The 16,711-nt window shown below is 57.6% G+C and carries 14 protein-coding genes and 1 pseudogene; 4 read left to right on the top strand and 11 right to left on the bottom strand.

Going from position 1 to position 16,711, the window contains the following annotated elements; translation table 11 throughout:
* Positions 1 to 132 precede the first annotated feature (132 nt).
* The 3 genes from IPN28_05710 (at position 133) to IPN28_05700 (ending at position 1,975) form a co-directional block, all read left to right on the top strand.
* A complete protein-coding gene (locus tag IPN28_05710; GenBank protein ID QQS58312.1) occupies positions 133 to 1,134 on the top strand; it encodes an alpha/beta fold hydrolase in 1,002 nt (333 codons plus the stop codon).
* Between the two features lie 43 nt (positions 1,135 to 1,177).
* Complete coding sequence (locus IPN28_05705) at positions 1,178 to 1,405, top strand: hypothetical protein (protein QQS58544.1); 228 nt, start codon at positions 1,178 to 1,180, stop codon at positions 1,403 to 1,405.
* 237 nt (positions 1,406 to 1,642) lie between these two features.
* A complete protein-coding gene (locus IPN28_05700; protein QQS58311.1) occupies positions 1,643 to 1,975 on the top strand; it encodes a hypothetical protein in 333 nt (110 codons plus the stop codon).
* A 108-nt stretch (positions 1,976 to 2,083) separates the two neighbouring features.
* On the opposite strand, the gene ligA is transcribed toward IPN28_05700, so the two are convergent.
* The 11 genes and pseudogenes from ligA to IPN28_05645 all read right to left on the bottom strand — a co-directional run bounded on the left by ligA (position 2,084) and on the right by IPN28_05645 (position 15,811).
* Positions 2,084 to 4,162: an NAD-dependent DNA ligase LigA gene (gene ligA / locus IPN28_05695; protein QQS58310.1), complete on the bottom strand. Its 2,079-nt coding sequence runs from the start codon at positions 4,160 to 4,162 to the stop codon at positions 2,084 to 2,086.
* An 89-nt stretch (positions 4,163 to 4,251) separates the two neighbouring features.
* Positions 4,252 to 4,534 (bottom strand): annotated as a pseudogene (locus IPN28_05690) (GIY-YIG nuclease family protein).
* Positions 4,535 to 4,779: 245 nt separating this feature from the next.
* Complete coding sequence (locus tag IPN28_05685) at positions 4,780 to 5,220, bottom strand: VOC family protein (protein ID QQS58309.1); 441 nt, start codon at positions 5,218 to 5,220, stop codon at positions 4,780 to 4,782.
* Between the two features lie 4 nt (positions 5,221 to 5,224).
* Positions 5,225 to 6,880, bottom strand: coding sequence for a DNA repair protein RecN (gene recN, locus IPN28_05680; protein ID QQS58308.1), 1,656 nt, complete (start codon positions 6,878 to 6,880; stop codon positions 5,225 to 5,227).
* 9 nt (positions 6,881 to 6,889) lie between these two features.
* Positions 6,890 to 7,711, bottom strand: a complete 822-nt coding sequence (locus IPN28_05675; GenBank protein ID QQS58307.1) for an outer membrane protein assembly factor BamD — start codon at positions 7,709 to 7,711, stop codon at positions 6,890 to 6,892.
* Between the two features lie 126 nt (positions 7,712 to 7,837).
* Complete coding sequence (locus IPN28_05670) at positions 7,838 to 8,746, bottom strand: UDP-3-O-acyl-N-acetylglucosamine deacetylase (GenBank protein QQS58306.1); 909 nt, start codon at positions 8,744 to 8,746, stop codon at positions 7,838 to 7,840.
* 192 nt (positions 8,747 to 8,938) lie between these two features.
* Positions 8,939 to 10,687, bottom strand: a complete 1,749-nt coding sequence (gene ftsZ, locus IPN28_05665; protein QQS58305.1) for a cell division protein FtsZ — start codon at positions 10,685 to 10,687, stop codon at positions 8,939 to 8,941.
* 317 nt (positions 10,688 to 11,004) lie between these two features.
* Complete coding sequence (locus IPN28_05660; protein ID QQS58304.1) at positions 11,005 to 12,204, bottom strand: hypothetical protein; 1,200 nt, start codon at positions 12,202 to 12,204, stop codon at positions 11,005 to 11,007.
* Positions 12,205 to 12,358: 154 nt separating this feature from the next.
* Entirely contained in the window at positions 12,359 to 13,630 is a 1,272-nt protein-coding gene (ftsA, locus tag IPN28_05655; GenBank protein QQS58303.1) for a cell division protein FtsA, read from the bottom strand.
* Positions 13,631 to 13,706: 76 nt separating this feature from the next.
* On the bottom strand, positions 13,707 to 14,570 hold the full coding sequence (locus IPN28_05650; GenBank protein QQS58302.1) for an FtsQ-type POTRA domain-containing protein: 864 nt from the start codon (positions 14,568 to 14,570) through the stop codon (positions 13,707 to 13,709).
* Between the two features lie 8 nt (positions 14,571 to 14,578).
* Positions 14,579 to 15,811 carry a D-alanine--D-alanine ligase gene (locus tag IPN28_05645; protein QQS58301.1) on the bottom strand — a complete coding sequence of 411 codons (1,233 nt, stop codon included), beginning with the start codon at positions 15,809 to 15,811 and terminating at the stop codon, positions 14,579 to 14,581.
* A 98-nt stretch (positions 15,812 to 15,909) separates the two neighbouring features.
* Here IPN28_05645 and IPN28_05640 point away from each other — a divergent pair, with 98 nt between their 5' ends.
* Positions 15,910 to 16,689: an alpha/beta hydrolase gene (locus tag IPN28_05640; GenBank protein ID QQS58300.1), complete on the top strand. Its 780-nt coding sequence runs from the start codon at positions 15,910 to 15,912 to the stop codon at positions 16,687 to 16,689.
* Positions 16,690 to 16,711 lie beyond the last annotated feature (22 nt).

Here is a 16,711-nt window from a genome sequence, read left to right as displayed (position 1 = left end):
ATTTTTCCCGGATTTCCGCCGTTTTTTCCTGTATTTGTTTGTTATGCCGTTGATTTTTTTGGTTTTTTTTAAGAGTTTTCGGGCATAATCCATTGTGACAACACGCAAGAATTTGGCCTTACACAGGATTGAATGAGTTCCTCCGTTCCCAAACTTGAAGAGCGTTTCCGCGAACCTCCGGGATGGCGCTGGCATCATTTCACACGCAACGGGCGGACAATCCGCTTCGGGTCGGTTTTCCCAAAGGACAGCATCCCGGACGCCATCGTGGTCTGCTTCCCCGGCCTGGGCGAGTTCGCCGAGAAATATTTTGAGTTGGCGCGGACAATGAACGGCAACAATTTCGCGTTCTGGGTCATGGACTGGATGGGGCAAGGCGGGTCGGGGCGGTATCTGCCCAATCCTGAAAAACGCCACGCCGGGCCGTTTAGCGAAGACGTGGCCGATATGCATTATTTTATCCTCGAATATATCAAGCATTCGAGCGTGCATCCCGACCGCGGGCGGATTCCGCTGGCGCTGCTCGCGCATTCGATGGGGGCGAATATCGCGCTGCATTTCCTTTCGAAAAATCCGAAGATGTTCGAGTGTGCGGGGTTTACCGCGCCGCTGATCGGGATCAAGGCGCTTTCCGGCGTTCCTCTGCCTTTGGCCAGTCTTGCGGCGAATGTCTGCGGCCTTCTTATGGGAACGCAGTACGTTTCGGGCGGGAAGGACTGGACTCTTGAGCGGCACGCGCCGGAAGGGCCGAAGCGGCTTTCGGGCGATCCGGTGCGGGGGAATGTGCATAATCTTTGGTGCGAAGCGAACCCAACCCTGAAAGTCGGCGATGTGACCTATGGCTGGGTTAAACAGGCGCACAAATCCTGCGCCCTGCTGCAAAGGCCCGAGGTTCATCAGGCGATTGAAACGCCCTGTTTCTTTGCGCTGGCGGAAAACGAGCATCTTGTGGATAACGGACGGGCGCGGGCGGTGATCGGCGCCCTGAAAAACGCCGAATTTATTGATATCCCCGGCGCCCATCATGAAATCCTGATGGATTACGATGCGGTGCGCGACGAATTCCTGCAGGGTTTCATGAAACTGGTGAAAGTCTCCATCTTAGACCGCCCGGAGACCTTGAAACCTTTCTGATTACAGTGCAAAATATCCGTAGAGGGAGAGAATCATGAACGAGATGGACAGACACCAGATACGCCTCAGTGACCGGATTTTATCCGCCCTTGAGCTTGCGCTCGAGCAGGAGGATGTCAAGATTTCGGAGCTTCTGACCCGTGCGCTGGAGCAATCCATGACGCGCAATACCGGCGGCGGCGAGTTCGTGGAGCGGCGCGACTATCCCCCCGAGATCGAGGAGGCGATGAGCGCCCTGTTCGATCTACGCGAGAAGAACAAGGCGATTTAGTCTTTCCGTTCTTCGTGAGAGCGTTGTTTTTTACCGGACACTCCATTAAGTTTTCGTTATTGCCTATGGAGGTGGGGGGCTTTGCCTTTAAGTAATAATATCTTGGCTGTGCGAAGGTTAATTCTCCGCACATTTTTTGTTGTCTTTATAGTTGTGATTGTTGGCTTTATCTTTGTTTCCGACTATAAAGCGCACAAACAGCGCACCCTGCAAAACTCTATAGACGTCGTTGGGAAGATGCTCGATCCTGAATACATCATCCTTGCAAAGCGGCTTGAGGATGGTGTTCCAGATTCCTCAGGTTTCTGGCTGGTCAAGAGCGAAGTCGAACTTACCGAAAAGATTAAGAGCTTAAACGGATTCTCTCATGCCGATACGGATGATGAAGAGTACTTTAAGAGTGAGGCGATAAGGGTATTTGCGCTAAGTAGGTCTCTGGATGGATACATCTTGTATCGAGCGTCATTTCCTCTGGGAAAAGGAACGATATGTAGCGCTCAGGAATGCAATCTGTATCTTCTCATCAAGAAAGGATCATCGGAGGCATTCATAAATATCTTCATTATCTAGAGTTAGCGCCATGTCCAGCGTCAATAGCTTTATTGTTATGCCTGCGAAGGCAGGCATCCACCACGGATACAGTCGGGGTGGATCCCGGCCTGCGCCGGGATGACAGGACTATGTTGTGCTGATGAGGGTAAGCCATTCGTCCTCGGTCAGGATTTTTACGCCGAGTTCCTGCGCTTTTTTGAGTTTTGATCCGGCGTCCTCGCCCGCGATCACGTAATCGGTTTTTTTCGAGACGGAGCCCGCGACTTTAGCGCCGAGACGTTCGGCGCCCGCTTTCGCTTCGGCGCGGGTGAGTTTGGTCAGCGTTCCGGTGAAGACCACGGTTTTTCCCGCCACGGCGCTGTCGCCCACCTTCGGCGCTTCGTAAGGTTCGATAGTCAGTAACGATTGCAAACGATCTAGTTGTTCGAGATTGTGGTCTTCTGCAAAAAAGCCGATGAGATCGTCGGCGACACTGGGGCCGATATCCTCGATGGACAGAAGGTCGGCGCGGGTTTCGCTGTTTTCATCCTGCGCGGTGATGAGGGAAGATTTCAGGTTATCGAGTGTGCCGTAAACAACGGCGAGCTTCTTCGCTGTCGCCTCGCCCACCTGGCGGATGCCGAGCGCGAAGATAAAACGGTTCAACGGAATCGTGCGGCGGGAATTGATGGCGGTGAAGAGATTTTTTTCCGAGAGGTCGCCCCAGCCTTCCTTATTACGGATGGGCGTGAGGCTTGATTCGTTGCGTTCCTCCAGCGTGAAGATATCGGCGGGGGAACGCACGAGTTCCTCCTCCCAGAATTGTTCGATGATCTTGCTGCCCAGCCCCTCAATATCGAAGGCGAGACGGGAGACGAAATGTTTCAGGCGCTCGACGGCCTGCGCGGGGCAGATGAGGCCGCCGGTGCAGCGGCGCACGGCTTCGCCCTCCTCCCGGATCGCGTGGGAACCGCAAACGGGACAAAGATCGGGGTATTGATATTCCAAGCTTCCGGGTTCGCGTTTTTCGGTCAGGACTTTTACGACCTGCGGGATGACGTCGCCGGCCCGTTGAATGACCACATAATCGCCGACGCGGATATCCTTGCGTTTGATTTCATCCTCGTTATGCAGCGTGGCATTGCTGACCACCACGCCGCCGACGGTGATCGGCTCCAGTCGTGCGACGGGGGTGAGAGCTCCTGTTCGCCCGACCTGAATGTCGATTGCCTCCAGTCTTGTGATGGCCTGCTCCGCCGGGAATTTATGCGCGGTGGCCCAGCGCGGGGAGCGGGAGACGAAGCCGAGGCGTTCCTGCCAGTCCAGCCTGTTCACCTTATACACCACGCCGTCGATTTCGTAGTTGAGATCAGCACGGCGTTGCAGGAGGCTGTCGTAAAACGCCATGATTTCGGTTGTGTTTTTGCAGAGCCTATACGGTGTTTCGGGGATGCCCCAGTCGGCGAGTTTTTTTCTGATTTCTTCCTGCGAGGTTGCAAATTTTTCGCTGACTTCGCCCAGCGCGTAGCCGAAGAAATGCAGCGGGCGGCCTGCGGTTTTCGTTGCGTCAAGCTGGCGAACGCTGCCCGCCGCCGCGTTGCGCGGGTTGGCGAAGGGTTTTTTGGTGATTGCGGCCTGCTCCGCGTTCCAGCTCATGAACTTTTTACGGTCCATGTAGATTTCGCCGCGGACTTCAAGAATATCCGGTGCGCCGGGTTTGAGCGTGTGCGGCACATCGGGGATGGTTTTGACGTTGGCTGTGATATCCTCGCCCTCCGCGCCGTCGCCGCGTGTCGCGGCCTGCACCAGTTTTCCCTTTTCGTAGCGGAGGGAGCAGGAGAGGCCGTCGATTTTCGGCTCGGCGACGAGTTCTATTTGCGTGTCGTCGGGCAGGCCGAGGAAGCGGCGGATTTTTCCGATGAAATCTTCGATATCCTCCTGTGTAAAGGCATTGGAGAGGGAGAGCATCGGGGCGGCGTGGCGGACTTTTTTGAAGCCGGAGGAGGGCGCGGCGCCGATGGTTTGAGTCGGGCTGTCGGGGGTGATGAGGCCGGGGTATCTGGCTTCGAGTTCTTCCAGCTCCTGCCTCAGGGCGTCGTATTCGGCGTCGGAGACTATGGGCGCGTCGTGGGTGTAATAGGCCGCGTCGTGCCTGCGGATTTCCGCCACCAGTTCGGCGTGGCGGGCTCCTGCATCTTCGTGTGTTTTTTCTTTATTCGAACTCATATTCTTTTTGTGGATCCCCGCTTGCGCGGGGATGCTATTGTTGTTTGATGTTTTATCTGAAGCATCCCCGCGCAAGCGGGGATCCAAAGCTAGAATAAACCATCGTACAAATCATTCCAGTCTGGATTTTGCTTTTCGATCAGTTCTATTTTCCATGCCCGGTTCAATTTTTTGAGCCTCTTTTCTCGGTTGGCGGCGTCCCAATACTCATCATACGATTCATAATAGACCAGTTTGTTTACACCGTATTTTTTGGTGAAGCCTTCAATTTCTTTGTTTTTATGCTGCCACACCCGTTTTTTTCAGGTCGGTTGTAACACCGATATAAAGTGTGCCGTTCTTTTTAGAGGCTAAAATATAGACGTAGTGCATGGAGATTCATGGATCCCCGCGTGCGCGGGGATGCTGTCGTTAACTATATAAAATGATTATATTATCCCCACGAAAGAAGGAATCTATAATTTTAAACACAACGATCACAACGATACCCCCATCCCTCATGTCATGTCTGCGAAGGCAGGCATCCACCGAGCATACGGTCGGGGTGGATCCCGGCCTGCGCCGGGATGACAAAGGGGGCCGGGATGAAAGGTCTGCGCGGGGATGCTATTATTGGTTTAGTCGTCGCACTTTTCCATCATAAACTGCCCCTTGCCGTCGATCAAAGTGAAAGGGTTGAAGGCAATTTCCCAGAGGTGGCCATCGGGGTCGGCGGCGTAGCTGTGGTAGCCGCCCCAGAAGACGTCCTGCGGTTCCTTGAGGATTTTCGCGCCGGCCTTGCGGGCCTGTTCGACGGCGGCGTGAACCTCTTCCTTGCCGTTCACGTTATAGGCCAGCGTGATGCCGGAGAATTCATCTTTTTTCGCGGGGGAAACGCCCGCATCCTCCGCCAAAAGATCGTGCGGATAGAGAGCCAGAACCATGCCGAGACATTGGAAAAACACGATGCTGTCGCCATGTTCGTGCTTGACGGGGGTCCAGCCCAAAGCCTCATAAAAGGCGCGGGATTTTTTGATGTCCTTCACACCGAGCGTGATGAGGCTGACCCGCTGGTCCATCGTGCTAGTCCGTTCCGGTGCGGAGCAGGCTTTCGGCGGCGGCGCGGGCTTCGGGCGTGATGACGGCTCCCGCGAGCATCCTTGCGATTTCCTCCGCCCGTTGGGCGCGAGATTCGAGCGGGGTAATCGTTGTACTCACCGTTTCATCCCCGGATTTTTCCACAACCCAGTGATGTTTTGCGCGGGCGGCGATCTGCGGGGCGTGGGTCACCACAAGCACCTGCTTTTCCTTCGCCAATCTTGAGAGGCGTTCGCCCACGGCATCCGCCGTGCCGCCGCCTATCCCTGTGTCCACCTCGTCGAAGATGAAGCTGTGGGTGCTGCCCGCCTGTGCGCTGACGACCTTGAGGGCCAGCATGAAGCGCGACATTTCGCCGCCGGAAGCAATTTTATGCAGCGGGCCGGGATCGGCGCCGGGGTTGGTGGCCACCAGAAAGGCGATGCGGTCGAGACCGTGCGGCCCCCAGTCGGATTCCTCCAGCGTTTCGATGCTGGTCACGAAGCGGGCCTTCTCCAGCTTCAGGGGGGCGAGTTCGCGCTGGACCCGGGCATTCAGTTCCGCGGCAAATTTCCAGCGGCGGGCGGAGATTTTGCGGGCCTCGGCGATATAGGATTTGCGGGCGGCTTCCACCGCCCTTTCCTGCGCGGCGAGGCTGTCTTCGCCCTGCCCGATCATCGACAGTCTGCGGGCGAGAGATTCGCGGACCTGCGGCAACTCGTCGGGCTGGCTATTATGTTTACGCGCCTGCGCCCGCAGTGCGAACAGGCGTTCGTCGATGGCGGCGAGATCGTGGTCGGAGTCCTGTAACTCCTCGGACAGGTCGCGGATGACCGCAGCGGCCTCCTGAATTTCGTTTAAGCCGCGGTCGAGGGATTCCATCGCCTTTTGCAACTCGCCGCCGATCTTATCGGAGACGCGGTCCAGCAGGCTCCAGGCGCGGCGGACGGGGTCGTTTTCGCCGTTCAGAAGTTCATGTGCGGCGTTGAGGGCTTCGAGTACCTGCTCGCGGTGCATGAGGCGTTCGCGCAGGATGCTGAGCGTCCCCTCCTCGCCTGTACGCGGTTCGAGCGCGTCGAGGTCTTCGAGCGCGGCGCGGAGAAAGGATTCCTCGGCACGGGCGCGGGCGACCGAAGCTTTCATCTCCTCAAGCGTTTCGCGTTCATCTTTCCAGGCGGTCCAGAGATTGGCCACGTCCGGGCCTATGCCCGCATAATCATCGAGGATGGCGCGGTGGGTTTGCGGGCTGATAAGCCCGTGATTGTCGAATTGACCATGGATTTCGACGAGGGTCTGGCCGAGGGTGCGGAGAAGATTGAGGCTGACGGGCTGGTCGTTGATGAAGGCGCGGCTTTTTCCGGCGCTGCCGATCACACGGCGGAGGATCAAGTCGCCCTCCTCGCATTCGATTTCCGCATCCTGAAGGATTTTCACAGCCGGATGATTTTCCGAGATTCTGAAGACCGCCGTCACGGAGGCCTGCTCCGCGCCCTTGCGGATCAATCCGGTTTCGGCGCGGGCGCCGAGGGCCAGCCCCAGAGAATCCAGGAGGATGGATTTTCCTGCACCTGTCTCGCCCGTCAGCGCGCAGAGGCCGCTTTTAAACTCAATCTTGAGTTTTTCAATCAGGACCACATCGTTAATCTGCAGATGGGTCAGCATGGCGTCCCGTCAATCCGGCTTGAGGATACTGTCGAGCGTGCGGGAGACGATGCCCCGGTCATCATTGAGTTTCTGCCGCAGGGCGGGTGTCAGGAGCGCATAGGAGCGCTCGTACCAGCTGCTGCCCGGATAGTTGTGGCCGAGGACCATCGCGACCTGCAGCGCCTCATGCTCAAGGCCGAGGATCATATAGCTTTCGACCAGCCGGTGCAGGGCTTCAGGGACGTGGGTTGTGGTCTGGAAATTCACTATCACACTGCGGAAACGGTTGATGGCCGAATTGACATGATTACGGTTGAGGTAATAACGACCGACCTCCATTTCCTTGCCCGCAAGGTGATCGAGGACGAGATCGCGCTTGAGTTCGGCGTCGCGGCTGTATTCGCTGGCCGGGAAACGCTGGATCAGGGTGTTGAGGGATTTGAGCGCCTCGACGGTCATTTCCTGGTCGCGGCGGACGTCGGAAATCTGTTCATAATAGGACATGGCCTTCAGATAGAAAGCGTAATCGACATCCGGTGCGCCGGGGTGGAGTTCGATGTAACGGTCCAGACCGACAACCGCTTCGTTATACCTTTGATCGAGATACGAGGCGTAGGCGGACATGAGCTGCGCGCGCGAGGAGAGATCGGAGTACGGATGCTGGCGCTCGACCTCCTCGAAGAATTTGGTGGCGTTTTTATAATCCTCCTCCTCCATTGCCTTCGCGGCTTTCTGGTAGAGGGTGTCGGCGGGCTGCGGCTCCTGCTGCTCCTTTTTCTTGCCATCGCCGGAGCAGGCGGCCAGCAGAGCAACCATAAAGAAAGACAGGATTATTCTTCTGAAGGACATTCAAGTCTCCGGTGATTCCGATCCTTTAGTACTAAGCACAAAAGCCCATAGCGGACAAGGGAAGAGCCCACCACTATCCGCAAAAAAACTTGCGGATGAAATTATGATTTTTTTAGGGAAAACAGATCACGCGGCGCGGCGGAGGCGTTCGCCCGCAGCGGTGGATTCAGACGTCTCCGCCCATTCCCAGTTTTCATCGGAGGCGAAGAGGGCGTGCAGGAGATCGTTATTCAGGGCGTGGCCGGCCTTGACGCCGTGATATTCGCCCATGATCTGTGCGCCCGCGAGATAGAGATCGCCGATGGCGTCGAGAAGCTTGTGGCGGATGAACTCATCGGCAAAGCGCAGACCGCTGGGATTAAGCACCTTATCGTCACCGAGAACGATGGCGTTGTCCATCGAGCCGCCGAGGGCCAGACCCTGCGTGCGGAGGACTTCAACCTCATGCAGGAAGCCGAAGGTGCGGGCCTGCGCGATGTCGTGGCGGAAATTGCCGTTCAGAAGGCTGGTTTTAAAGGTCTGGCGACCGATTTCGGCGTGGCCGAATTCGATTTCGCCGCCGTAGATGCTGCCGTCCGCGGGTTTGAGGGTTGCGGATTTTCCATCCTTTTCGATGGTGACTTCGCGCATCACGCGGATCGCCCGGCGCGGGGCCGCGAGGGTTTTCATTCCGGCCGCTTCTATCGCCTCGACGAAGGGCATGGCGCTGCCGTCCATCACGGGGACTTCGGGGCCGTCTATTTCTATAATGACGTTATCTATGCCGCAGCCGCAAAGGGCGGACATCAGGTGTTCGATGGTGCCGACCGTGACGCCCTCGGCGTTGCCGACCACGGTGCACAGGCGCGTGTCCACAACATTGTCCCAACGGGCGGGGATGATCTTTTCGGCCTGCGCGACGTCTGAGCGCACGAAGACGATGCCCTGATACGCTCCGGCGGGGATCAGGGTCATGGAGGTGAAACGACCGGAGTGGAGGCCGACGCCCTGAAGAGTCGTTCTTTTTGCGATGGTGGTCTGATGGGCTTGGGACATTGGCGGCGCTAAAAATTGTTATAATTTATGCTCATACTTCTGACTGGAGTGTACTGTTCACGCTGCGCTGCATCAAATCACGGTTTGTAACGGATTGTTACAGTTCTACCCTGCTTTTATCTTGTGAATCAAAATATTAAGGAAGAGGCCTTTTTCAAGGCTTCTTCCTTATATCATGGTGGTGAGGAGAAATCAGTTCGCCTGACGCCGCAGGAAGGCCGGGATATCCAGCTCGTCATCAATCTTCGAGCCGGGTTTTTTGGCCGGAGCGCTGATGTTCAGACTGCCCTGCGAGGGTTCGCCCGTAAGCGAATGTTTGGGCGCGGATGTAAACCGACCTTGAGGTTTTTCATCGGCTTCGTCGTCGCGCAGGCTATCGAGGCGCTGCTGAACCGTTCCCGTGATCCGCTCAAAGAGAGAGGGCGAACGCTTGGCCTTGCCTGCCTGAACGCGGCTAGTGGCGGCAGAAATATCCTGCGCCGTTCCGGTTTCTGCGATATGGGCACCGTGGAAGCTGGAGATATGCGGCGCAGCCGAACCTTCAGCACCGCCGTAATCGACCTCGACGGGTCTCGGCGGGATAAAGGCGTTGCCGTAAGTCGAGCCCCGCAGGATCGTATTCCCCGCCATAGACGTTTCCGTCGGGCCTGTTCCTGTGGCTGCCACCGGAAATTCTGCCTGTTCATAGATTTCGTAAGGCTCGTTCGCGACGGGTACCTGCTCCTGAAACGGCGCCTGCGGCGGTTGCGGTGTTTGCACATACTTCTTGCTGGTGATCGAGACGGGTGCCTTGAGCGATTTCACAGCTTCCCTTCCCGTCAAAGCACCGATCCCGGATTCACGGGTCTGCGAGGCTGCGGCGGAGGATTCCGCCTTCGGCTGGGCGCGGTCCAAAGGGGCGGCCGCCCCCTGCTCCGGCAATTTTACGCCGCCGGATTTACCCGATCCGCCGAAAATCTTGCTTTTGCGGGCTTCCTTGTCGATTCCGGTCGCGACGATGGAGACGCGCATGGATCCCTCCATGCTTTCATCGAAGGTTGCGCCGAAGATGATGTTGGCGCTCGGATCGACTTCGTCGCGGATGCGGTTACAGGCTTCGTCCGCTTCGAACAGCGTCATGTCGTAGCCGCCGGTGACGTTGATGATGACGCCCTGTGCGCCCTTCATCGAGACTTCGTCGAGGAGCGGGTTGTTGATCGCGCCCTCGGCGGCCTGAATGGCGCGTTTTTCGCCCGTGGCCTCGCCCGTACCCATCATCGCCTTGCCCATCTGGAGCATCGCGGTGCGGATATCGGCGAAGTCGAGGTTGACCAGGCCGGGACGGACCATCAGATCGGTCACGCCGCGCACGCCGGACTGCAGGACCGAGTCGGCCATGCGGAAGGCTTCGGCAAAGGTCGTTTTTTCGTTGGCGATACGGAAGAGATTCTGGTTCGGGATGACGATCAGCGTATCGACGTAGCCCTGCATTTCCTCAATGCCGCGGTCGGCCTGATCCATCCGGTGGACGCCCTCGAAGTGGAAAGGCTTCGTGACAACGCCTACGGTCAAAATCCCCTGCTGCCGGCAGGCCTTGGCGATAACCGGAGCGGCGCCCGTTCCGGTGCCTCCGCCCATGCCCGCCGTAATGAAGGCCATGTTGGCGCCTTCCAGATACTGCATAACTTCCTCAAGGCTTTCCTCGGCTGCGGCCTGCCCGACTTCAGGCTTCGAGCCTGCGCCCAGACCGCCCGTGATGTTCACGCCGAGCTGCACGCGGTTTTGCGCGAGGCACCCCTGCAAGGCTTGTGCGTCCGTGTTGCAGACGATGAATTCGCATCCCTCCAGATTGGAAGAGATCATGTTGTTGACGGCGTTGCCCCCGGCTCCGCCGATGCCGATGACAGCGATCTTGGGAGCGAGCGCGTGAAGTTCGGACGGTTTGATTTTAATATTGATCATTTTGGTGAACCCCTGAGGAATTGGATGTTCGGTTGGAATTGAGGAAAGTCTATGGAAGATTCTGAGAAGTTAAAAGAGGCACAGTCTGCGCTATCCACTGATTCGTAAGCGTTTTCTGTTCTTTAGAGACTATCACCGCTTCACAGCGTTTCGCAAATAATTCTGCTAAACCACGGATTTCACCCACGTTTTTATTTTGCGTACCAAAGCTTGTGACCGTGGAAAAGTCTGCATCCAAAATGTTGTGGATATCCGCGTGGGCAAGTCGGGTGGAAAAGGCGGGAAAACTTGGGGAAAATATAAAATAACGTTAAAGATCAGCGGATCAGGTTGCCGTCCCGGTCGTAGCGCAACACCTTTTCCTCCCGCGGAGGTTCGGGCTTTTTCGGGGGCGGAGCGGCGACCTGCACCGCGGCAGCCTTCGAATCCCCGCCTCCTTTTTTCTCCTCGCTGTCCTTGACGATCGCCTGCTGGTAATCGGTTTTGGTCAGGCCGGTCATGATGTTGGGCTGAGCCTGCAACTCGGCGACTTTTTGCTTGGCTTTCTTGTAAGCCGAAACATTCAGCGATTCTACCAGCGTCATGAAGGTTTTGTCCTGCGCGGTCAGTTCGTTGTAGTGCTGCTTGATGTCGGGGGGAATCGTGGTGATGACGTCCTCGATCTTGAAAATCTCGTCTTCGCTCAGGCCGCCCTGCACGAACATTTCGATGATCTGTTCCCACATTTTGTCGAAATTCTTGAACTCCAGAATGTTGGTCGCGTCGCGGCCCTTCACGCCCTCATAGGTCTCCCGGATACTGTCGAGACTGAGCTTGGTCGCACCTTGCGCGAATTTCAGTTTGGAGAAGACGATTTCGTGATGCTTGAGGAAATTCTCCAGCAGCATTTTGGTCAGATCCTGCGACTCGCCTTCGGAGACCCAGTCCATTTCCTTGGGCGGTTGCTTGACTGCCGCCGATTGCGCCTTTTTCTGGGCTTCGGTCTGCATGGCCTGCGCCCGTTCGACGCTTTGCTTGAGAAGTTCGTCGCCCGTTCGGCGGAAGGGGCCGATAAAGGCGGGATCCTGACGGCGGCGGCGGTCCGGCCCGGTGTATTTCGCGGTCTTGACCTGGCTGGTCTTACTCGCCTCGGTCATCACATAGGCGATCATCTGACCGATATCGCTGACGGTATAGGGGGCCATGATCATTTCGTTGACCCCGGCGTTGCGGGCGGCCTCGACAAAATGCTTCGTGGCCGGGCCGGCGGTCGAGATGATCGGGACGAAGGGGTTGGGCGAGCGTTCGTCCTTGCGGATGAAATCGGCGAGCGCGATGACGTCGTTGCGGCCATCCTTGATCTCGGAAAGGACGAAGTCAAACTTCCCCTCCCGGAAAATACGGAATCCCATGACGACATCGGTGGCGATCTGAGGATCCTTGATGCCCAGAACCTTGAGGATGTTCGTCAACATTTTACGGTTCGAGTCGTGGTCTGACACGACCAGACCGGAGAGGCCTTTGAGATTGTAGCTCATACTTTTTTTACATAAACAATCGAGTGACTTACACACGGACCCGAGGGTGCGGTTTGATTCTATGCTCCCGCTTGCGAATGTAAATGAAAATTGTTTGTCCGAAGTTAATTTTCAAGAGGATAGAGCAAGGAAAGCTTTGTTGAATGAAATAGGCTTACCAATTTTCCTTTAGCCACAGTTTTGCGCGCTGGACGAGGGATTCGGGGCGGACGCTGGCCATGATCTCGGCGGGCATTTCGCCGGAATGTTCGGAGGCGTAGGTGAGAAGGCCCGAAGCGGTGCAGAAGGCGGGGCCGCTGACGGCGTCGGGCAAACCCTGAAGTCTTATGGGGCGGCCGAGGCGCACCTGCTTGTCCAGCACGTGCTGCGCGAGTTCGCGCAGGCCGGGGGTCTGGCTGGCGCCGCCGGTCAGGACCACGCGGCGACCGATGATCTTGCCAAGGCCCGTGTCGGTGAGTTTCTGACGGATGATTTCGAAGATTTCCTCGAAGCGCGGCTGGATGATGCCGATCAGGAGGGCGCGGGGAACGAGGTTGGGCTTGCTGCGTTCGTTCTCGCCCAGCGCGGGGACGTCGATCATGTCGGACTCATCGGTGTGCGAGGCAATCGCGCTGCCGTAGAGCGCCTTGAGGCGCTCCGCGTCGGTCAGGGAGGTGACGAGGACGCGGGCGATATCGCTGGTGACGTGCTTGCCGCCGGCGGGAACGGAATCGCAATGGATCATGTAGCCCGCGTGAAAAACCGCGAAGGACGAGACGCCGCCGCCGATATCAATCACCGTGCAGCCGAGGTCACGTTCATCCTCCACCAGACTGGCGAGGCCCGCCGCGTAAGGCGAGACACAGAAGGAGGAAATGTCGAGATGGCTGCGCTCGATGCTGGTGGCCAGATTCCGCAATGCGCCGCGTTCGCCCGTCACCAGGTGGGCGTCCACCTGCATATTCTGGCCGACCATGCCGCGGGGATCGCGGATGCCGTCATGGCCGTCCACCCGGAAAAAAGTGGGGATGGTGTGAATCAATTCATGCTCGTTGGTCGCGGCGCGTTCCTGCGCGAGCGCGAGGGCGCGGAGGACATCGTTATCGGCGATATCATGGCCGTTGATCTCCACATCGACGCTGTGGCCGTCGGAGCGGACGTGAACGCCGGAGACGTTCGCAATCACCTCGCGCAACGGATAGCCCTTGAGTTCGGCAGCAGCCATGTTTTCGGCGGCGTGGACAGCCTGACGGATCGCAGCCTCAGCTTCGTCCAGATCGACCACAAGACCGTTCTTTACCCCCTGGGAGGGGCGGTGGCCGACGCCGAGAACCTCAAAGTTCCCCTCATCATCGACCACGCGAGCGATGAAGCAGGCGACCTTGCTGCTGCCGACGTCGAGCGCGGCAAGAACGGAGCCTCTGGGTTTGGTTTTGCCCTTGTTCATGGGTTTTACATACAATTTTGCCGTTGACCAACGCAAGAAAAACCGCGGTATAAGCGCCATAATGCCTTCAAAACCCTTACAAGGCCTGGGCGAGACCGAGTCCCGTCTTGTATTCCCTAACCTTGCCCAGTTTGGTCCTGAAGATGATCCGGCCCGGATCGCGGAGGTCTATCGCGCTGATATCCCAGTCCATAATCTGCTCTTTTTCCTGCGAGAGCGCAAGCGTCCTGAGCGCCAGACCCACATCGGATTCCGGCAATTTAACCACCGCGCCACTTTTGAGCAGCAGGTTCCAGCGGCGGTTTTCAATGAGTTGGGCGTTATCCACACGTTCCTTAATCTCCGGCTCGGCTTCGAGCACGGAGAGAAGCTCGGGCGTGCGGGCGGGGGCGCCCTCGCCTGTCACCATGGGAAGATTCATAAAGGTCCGCAGGTCATCCGGTCTGATGGTGGTTCCCGCGTCGTCCACCAGTTCGATTTTGTCCTGCGCGGTTTTTTTCCAGAGGGCGATGGGGGTGCGCTCCTGCAGGCGGATATAAATCGTATCAGGCAGGCGGCGCTCGACGTGCGCGGAGCGAATCCAACTCATTTCCAGAAGTTTGAGTTTGGCGTTCTGCGGGTCGAATTTAAACGTTGGGTCGCCGCGGTCGATCGCGAGAATTTCCAGAAGGGTTTCACGGTCGGCGTTGACGCGGCCCTCGACGAGGATATCCTTGACGCAGTATCCCATGTCTGCGGTGGCGATCAAGACTTTCTGCCCGATCCAGTTATAGGTCTTCGTGCTGGTTCCGGTCAGGATAAACCACGCGCCGAGCCAGAGAACGAAGACCACCGAGCCGCCGGCGATGGCGGCGCGGCGCAGCCAGATCAGGCGCGGATTTTCGCCCGCGCGGCGGCGGCGGATGTCTGAGCGTCGGGTTCCCTTGGACGAGCGCGCCATGATGCCCTCTATGACGTCCGCTTGAAGAGGCGGGCATCCCTGGGCACCGGATCACGCGGCAGGGCGAGTTTGCGGTTTTCGGTGAAGGCTTCCTCGATCAGGGCGGTCAGATAATCGGTGAAGAGTTGCGGTTTGGCGGCGGCCTCCCAGAGGAAATATCCCAAAGAGCCGGGGCACGGGTTGACCTCGTTCATCCAGACCTGCCCGGTTTTCGCGTTGCCGATGAAGTCGATGCGCGGTGCGCCGGTACCGTCCAGAGCGTCGAACAGGCGCGAACCCCATGTGCGGATGTCGTTATCGGTTTTTTTGGGCAGGTCGGGGTTGATCTCGCGGGTCAGGGAGAGCATCCCCTCGCTGGATTGGCCGGGTGATTTTGTGCCGCCTTTTGCCCCCTTCGTGCCGCCGCCGGAGAGGTATTTTTGCTTAAAGTCCAGCAGTTCGTCCTTGGCCTTCGGGCGTTCGATGGCGGAGGTGACGGTTTTGCCCTCGAAGCATTTCGAGACGGCGACGTTATATTCGACAAGGTTTTCAACGAACGGCTCCGCGATGGCCACAGGATCGAATTCGAAAATCGCCGGAAGACACGCCTTCGCCTCGTGCGCGTCGCGGACCTTGGCGACGCCGATGGAGCTGCCGAGGTGGGAGGGTTTGACGATGCAGGGATAGCCCAGAGGCTTGAGGACGGCGTCCAGCTTTTCCTCGGGGATCAGATATCCCTGCTCCGGCCGTTTGAGGACCGCATAAGGCAGATAGGGGATATCGAGCGCGTGCATGAAATGCTTGGTGGCGACTTTATCCATCAGGATGGACGAGGCCTTGGTCCGCATTCCCGTGTAGGGGATGTTGGCCAACTCGAAAAGTCCTTGAATATTACCATCCTCGCCGATCAGGCCGTGGAAAACGGGTAGCGCAACGTCGAACTCCATTGGCTTTGCACCGCCGAACAGTCCGGCTTTTTTGGGGATCAGGACACCCTTGCGGTTGGCGCTGACGTCAATCGTTACGGTCGTCACCTGTTTCATCGCGTTGGCGTCGAGCATATAACTGCTGCGTTCGCGCAGCAGATCGCCGACCAGCCATTCGCCGTCAGGCGCGATATAGACCGGGAACGGGGCGTATTTCGACTGGTCGATGGCGTTGAGCGCCTGCAGGCCGCTGACCACGCTGACGTCATGTTCGGGGGAGCGTCCGCCGAAAAAGACGGCGACTCGTTTCTTTGTTGTATTTTTGGACTGTGACATGGTGTTGAGGTCGTGTAAGACTTGGAAAGGAAGCGCATCATGTTACTTTATGCGCTCCATATTAACCAGAAAATATGATTCCTTAAAAGGGATTCGGCGTGCAAAGTTTACTTTCCAACGGCGCTCAATTTTCATATCTGCGGCTCGATGAGGCGGGGAAGGATGCGCCCGTGATTGTCTGGGCGCATGGCTGGGGACAGAATCATACGGCGTTCCTGCCGATGATGGAAACTTTACGGAAAACAGCAACGCATCTCCTGATCGATTTTCCCGGATTCGGGGAATCGCCGCCACCGCCCGAGCATTGGGGAACAGAAGAGTATGCGGACGCGGTCGCTTCGTGGCTGGCGGCGCAGAATTTTCCGCCGGTGATCTGGGTCGGGCATTCGTTCGGGTGCCGGGTCGGGATTCGGCTGGCCGCGAAATATCCCGAGCGGGTGAAGGGGCTGTGTTTGATTGCCGCGGCGGGGCTAAAACGCAAGCGCCCTCCTCTCAAGCGGCTGTATTTTTATTTACGAATCAAGCTGTTTAAAATGCTCAAGGTGTTTTTGCCGCAGGGTGAGATGCGGGAGATAATTTTGTCCAAGTTCGGCAGCGCGGATTATAAAAAGGCCGGGCCGATGCGGAGCATTTTCATCCGCACGGTGAATGAGGATCTGAGCGAGAACGCGCGGACCGTGCGCTGCCCCGTGCGGCTGGTGTTCGGGGCGAATGACACCGAAACGCCGCCGGAGTTCGGGACGCGGTATCAAGCCTTGATGCCGGACGCGCAGCTTCTGATTCTGGAGGGGCTGGACCATTACAGCGTTCTGACCAGCGGGCGGCATCAGGCGGTGAAGGCGGTGAGTGATCTGGTGAGGGTGGTCACAACAGCATGAGGGTCTGAATGGGGTTGCTACA

Source organism: Alphaproteobacteria bacterium (genome assembly GCA_016699735.1).
In the GTDB taxonomy this organism is placed as follows: domain Bacteria; phylum Pseudomonadota; class Alphaproteobacteria; order Micavibrionales; family Micavibrionaceae; genus JAGNKE01.
The sequence above is the reverse complement of the archived record's forward strand: the minus strand, read 5'-3'. Positions and strand labels throughout refer to the sequence as shown.

Coding starts and splice junctions, on each gene's coding strand:
- recN (QQS58308.1), bottom strand. CDS start 6,880: ATGCTGACCCATCTGCAGATTAACGATGTGGTCCTGATTGAAAAACTC.
- ligA (QQS58310.1), bottom strand. CDS start 4,162: ATGAGTTCGAATAAAGAAAAAACACACGAAGATGCAGGAGCCCGCCAC.
- IPN28_05660 (QQS58304.1), bottom strand. CDS start 12,204: ATGAGCTACAATCTCAAAGGCCTCTCCGGTCTGGTCGTGTCAGACCAC.
- IPN28_05670 (QQS58306.1), bottom strand. CDS start 8,746: ATGTCCCAAGCCCATCAGACCACCATCGCAAAAAGAACGACTCTTCAG.
- ftsA (QQS58303.1), bottom strand. CDS start 13,630: ATGAACAAGGGCAAAACCAAACCCAGAGGCTCCGTTCTTGCCGCGCTC.
- IPN28_05675 (QQS58307.1), bottom strand. CDS start 7,711: ATGTCCTTCAGAAGAATAATCCTGTCTTTCTTTATGGTTGCTCTGCTG.
- IPN28_05650 (QQS58302.1), bottom strand. CDS start 14,570: ATGGCGCGCTCGTCCAAGGGAACCCGACGCTCAGACATCCGCCGCCGC.
- ftsZ (QQS58305.1), bottom strand. CDS start 10,687: ATGATCAATATTAAAATCAAACCGTCCGAACTTCACGCGCTCGCTCCC.
- IPN28_05685 (QQS58309.1), bottom strand. CDS start 5,220: ATGGACCAGCGGGTCAGCCTCATCACGCTCGGTGTGAAGGACATCAAA.
- IPN28_05645 (QQS58301.1), bottom strand. CDS start 15,811: ATGTCACAGTCCAAAAATACAACAAAGAAACGAGTCGCCGTCTTTTTC.
- IPN28_05710 (QQS58312.1), top strand. CDS start 133: ATGAGTTCCTCCGTTCCCAAACTTGAAGAGCGTTTCCGCGAACCTCCG.
- IPN28_05705 (QQS58544.1), top strand. CDS start 1,178: ATGGACAGACACCAGATACGCCTCAGTGACCGGATTTTATCCGCCCTT.
- IPN28_05700 (QQS58311.1), top strand. CDS start 1,643: ATGCTCGATCCTGAATACATCATCCTTGCAAAGCGGCTTGAGGATGGT.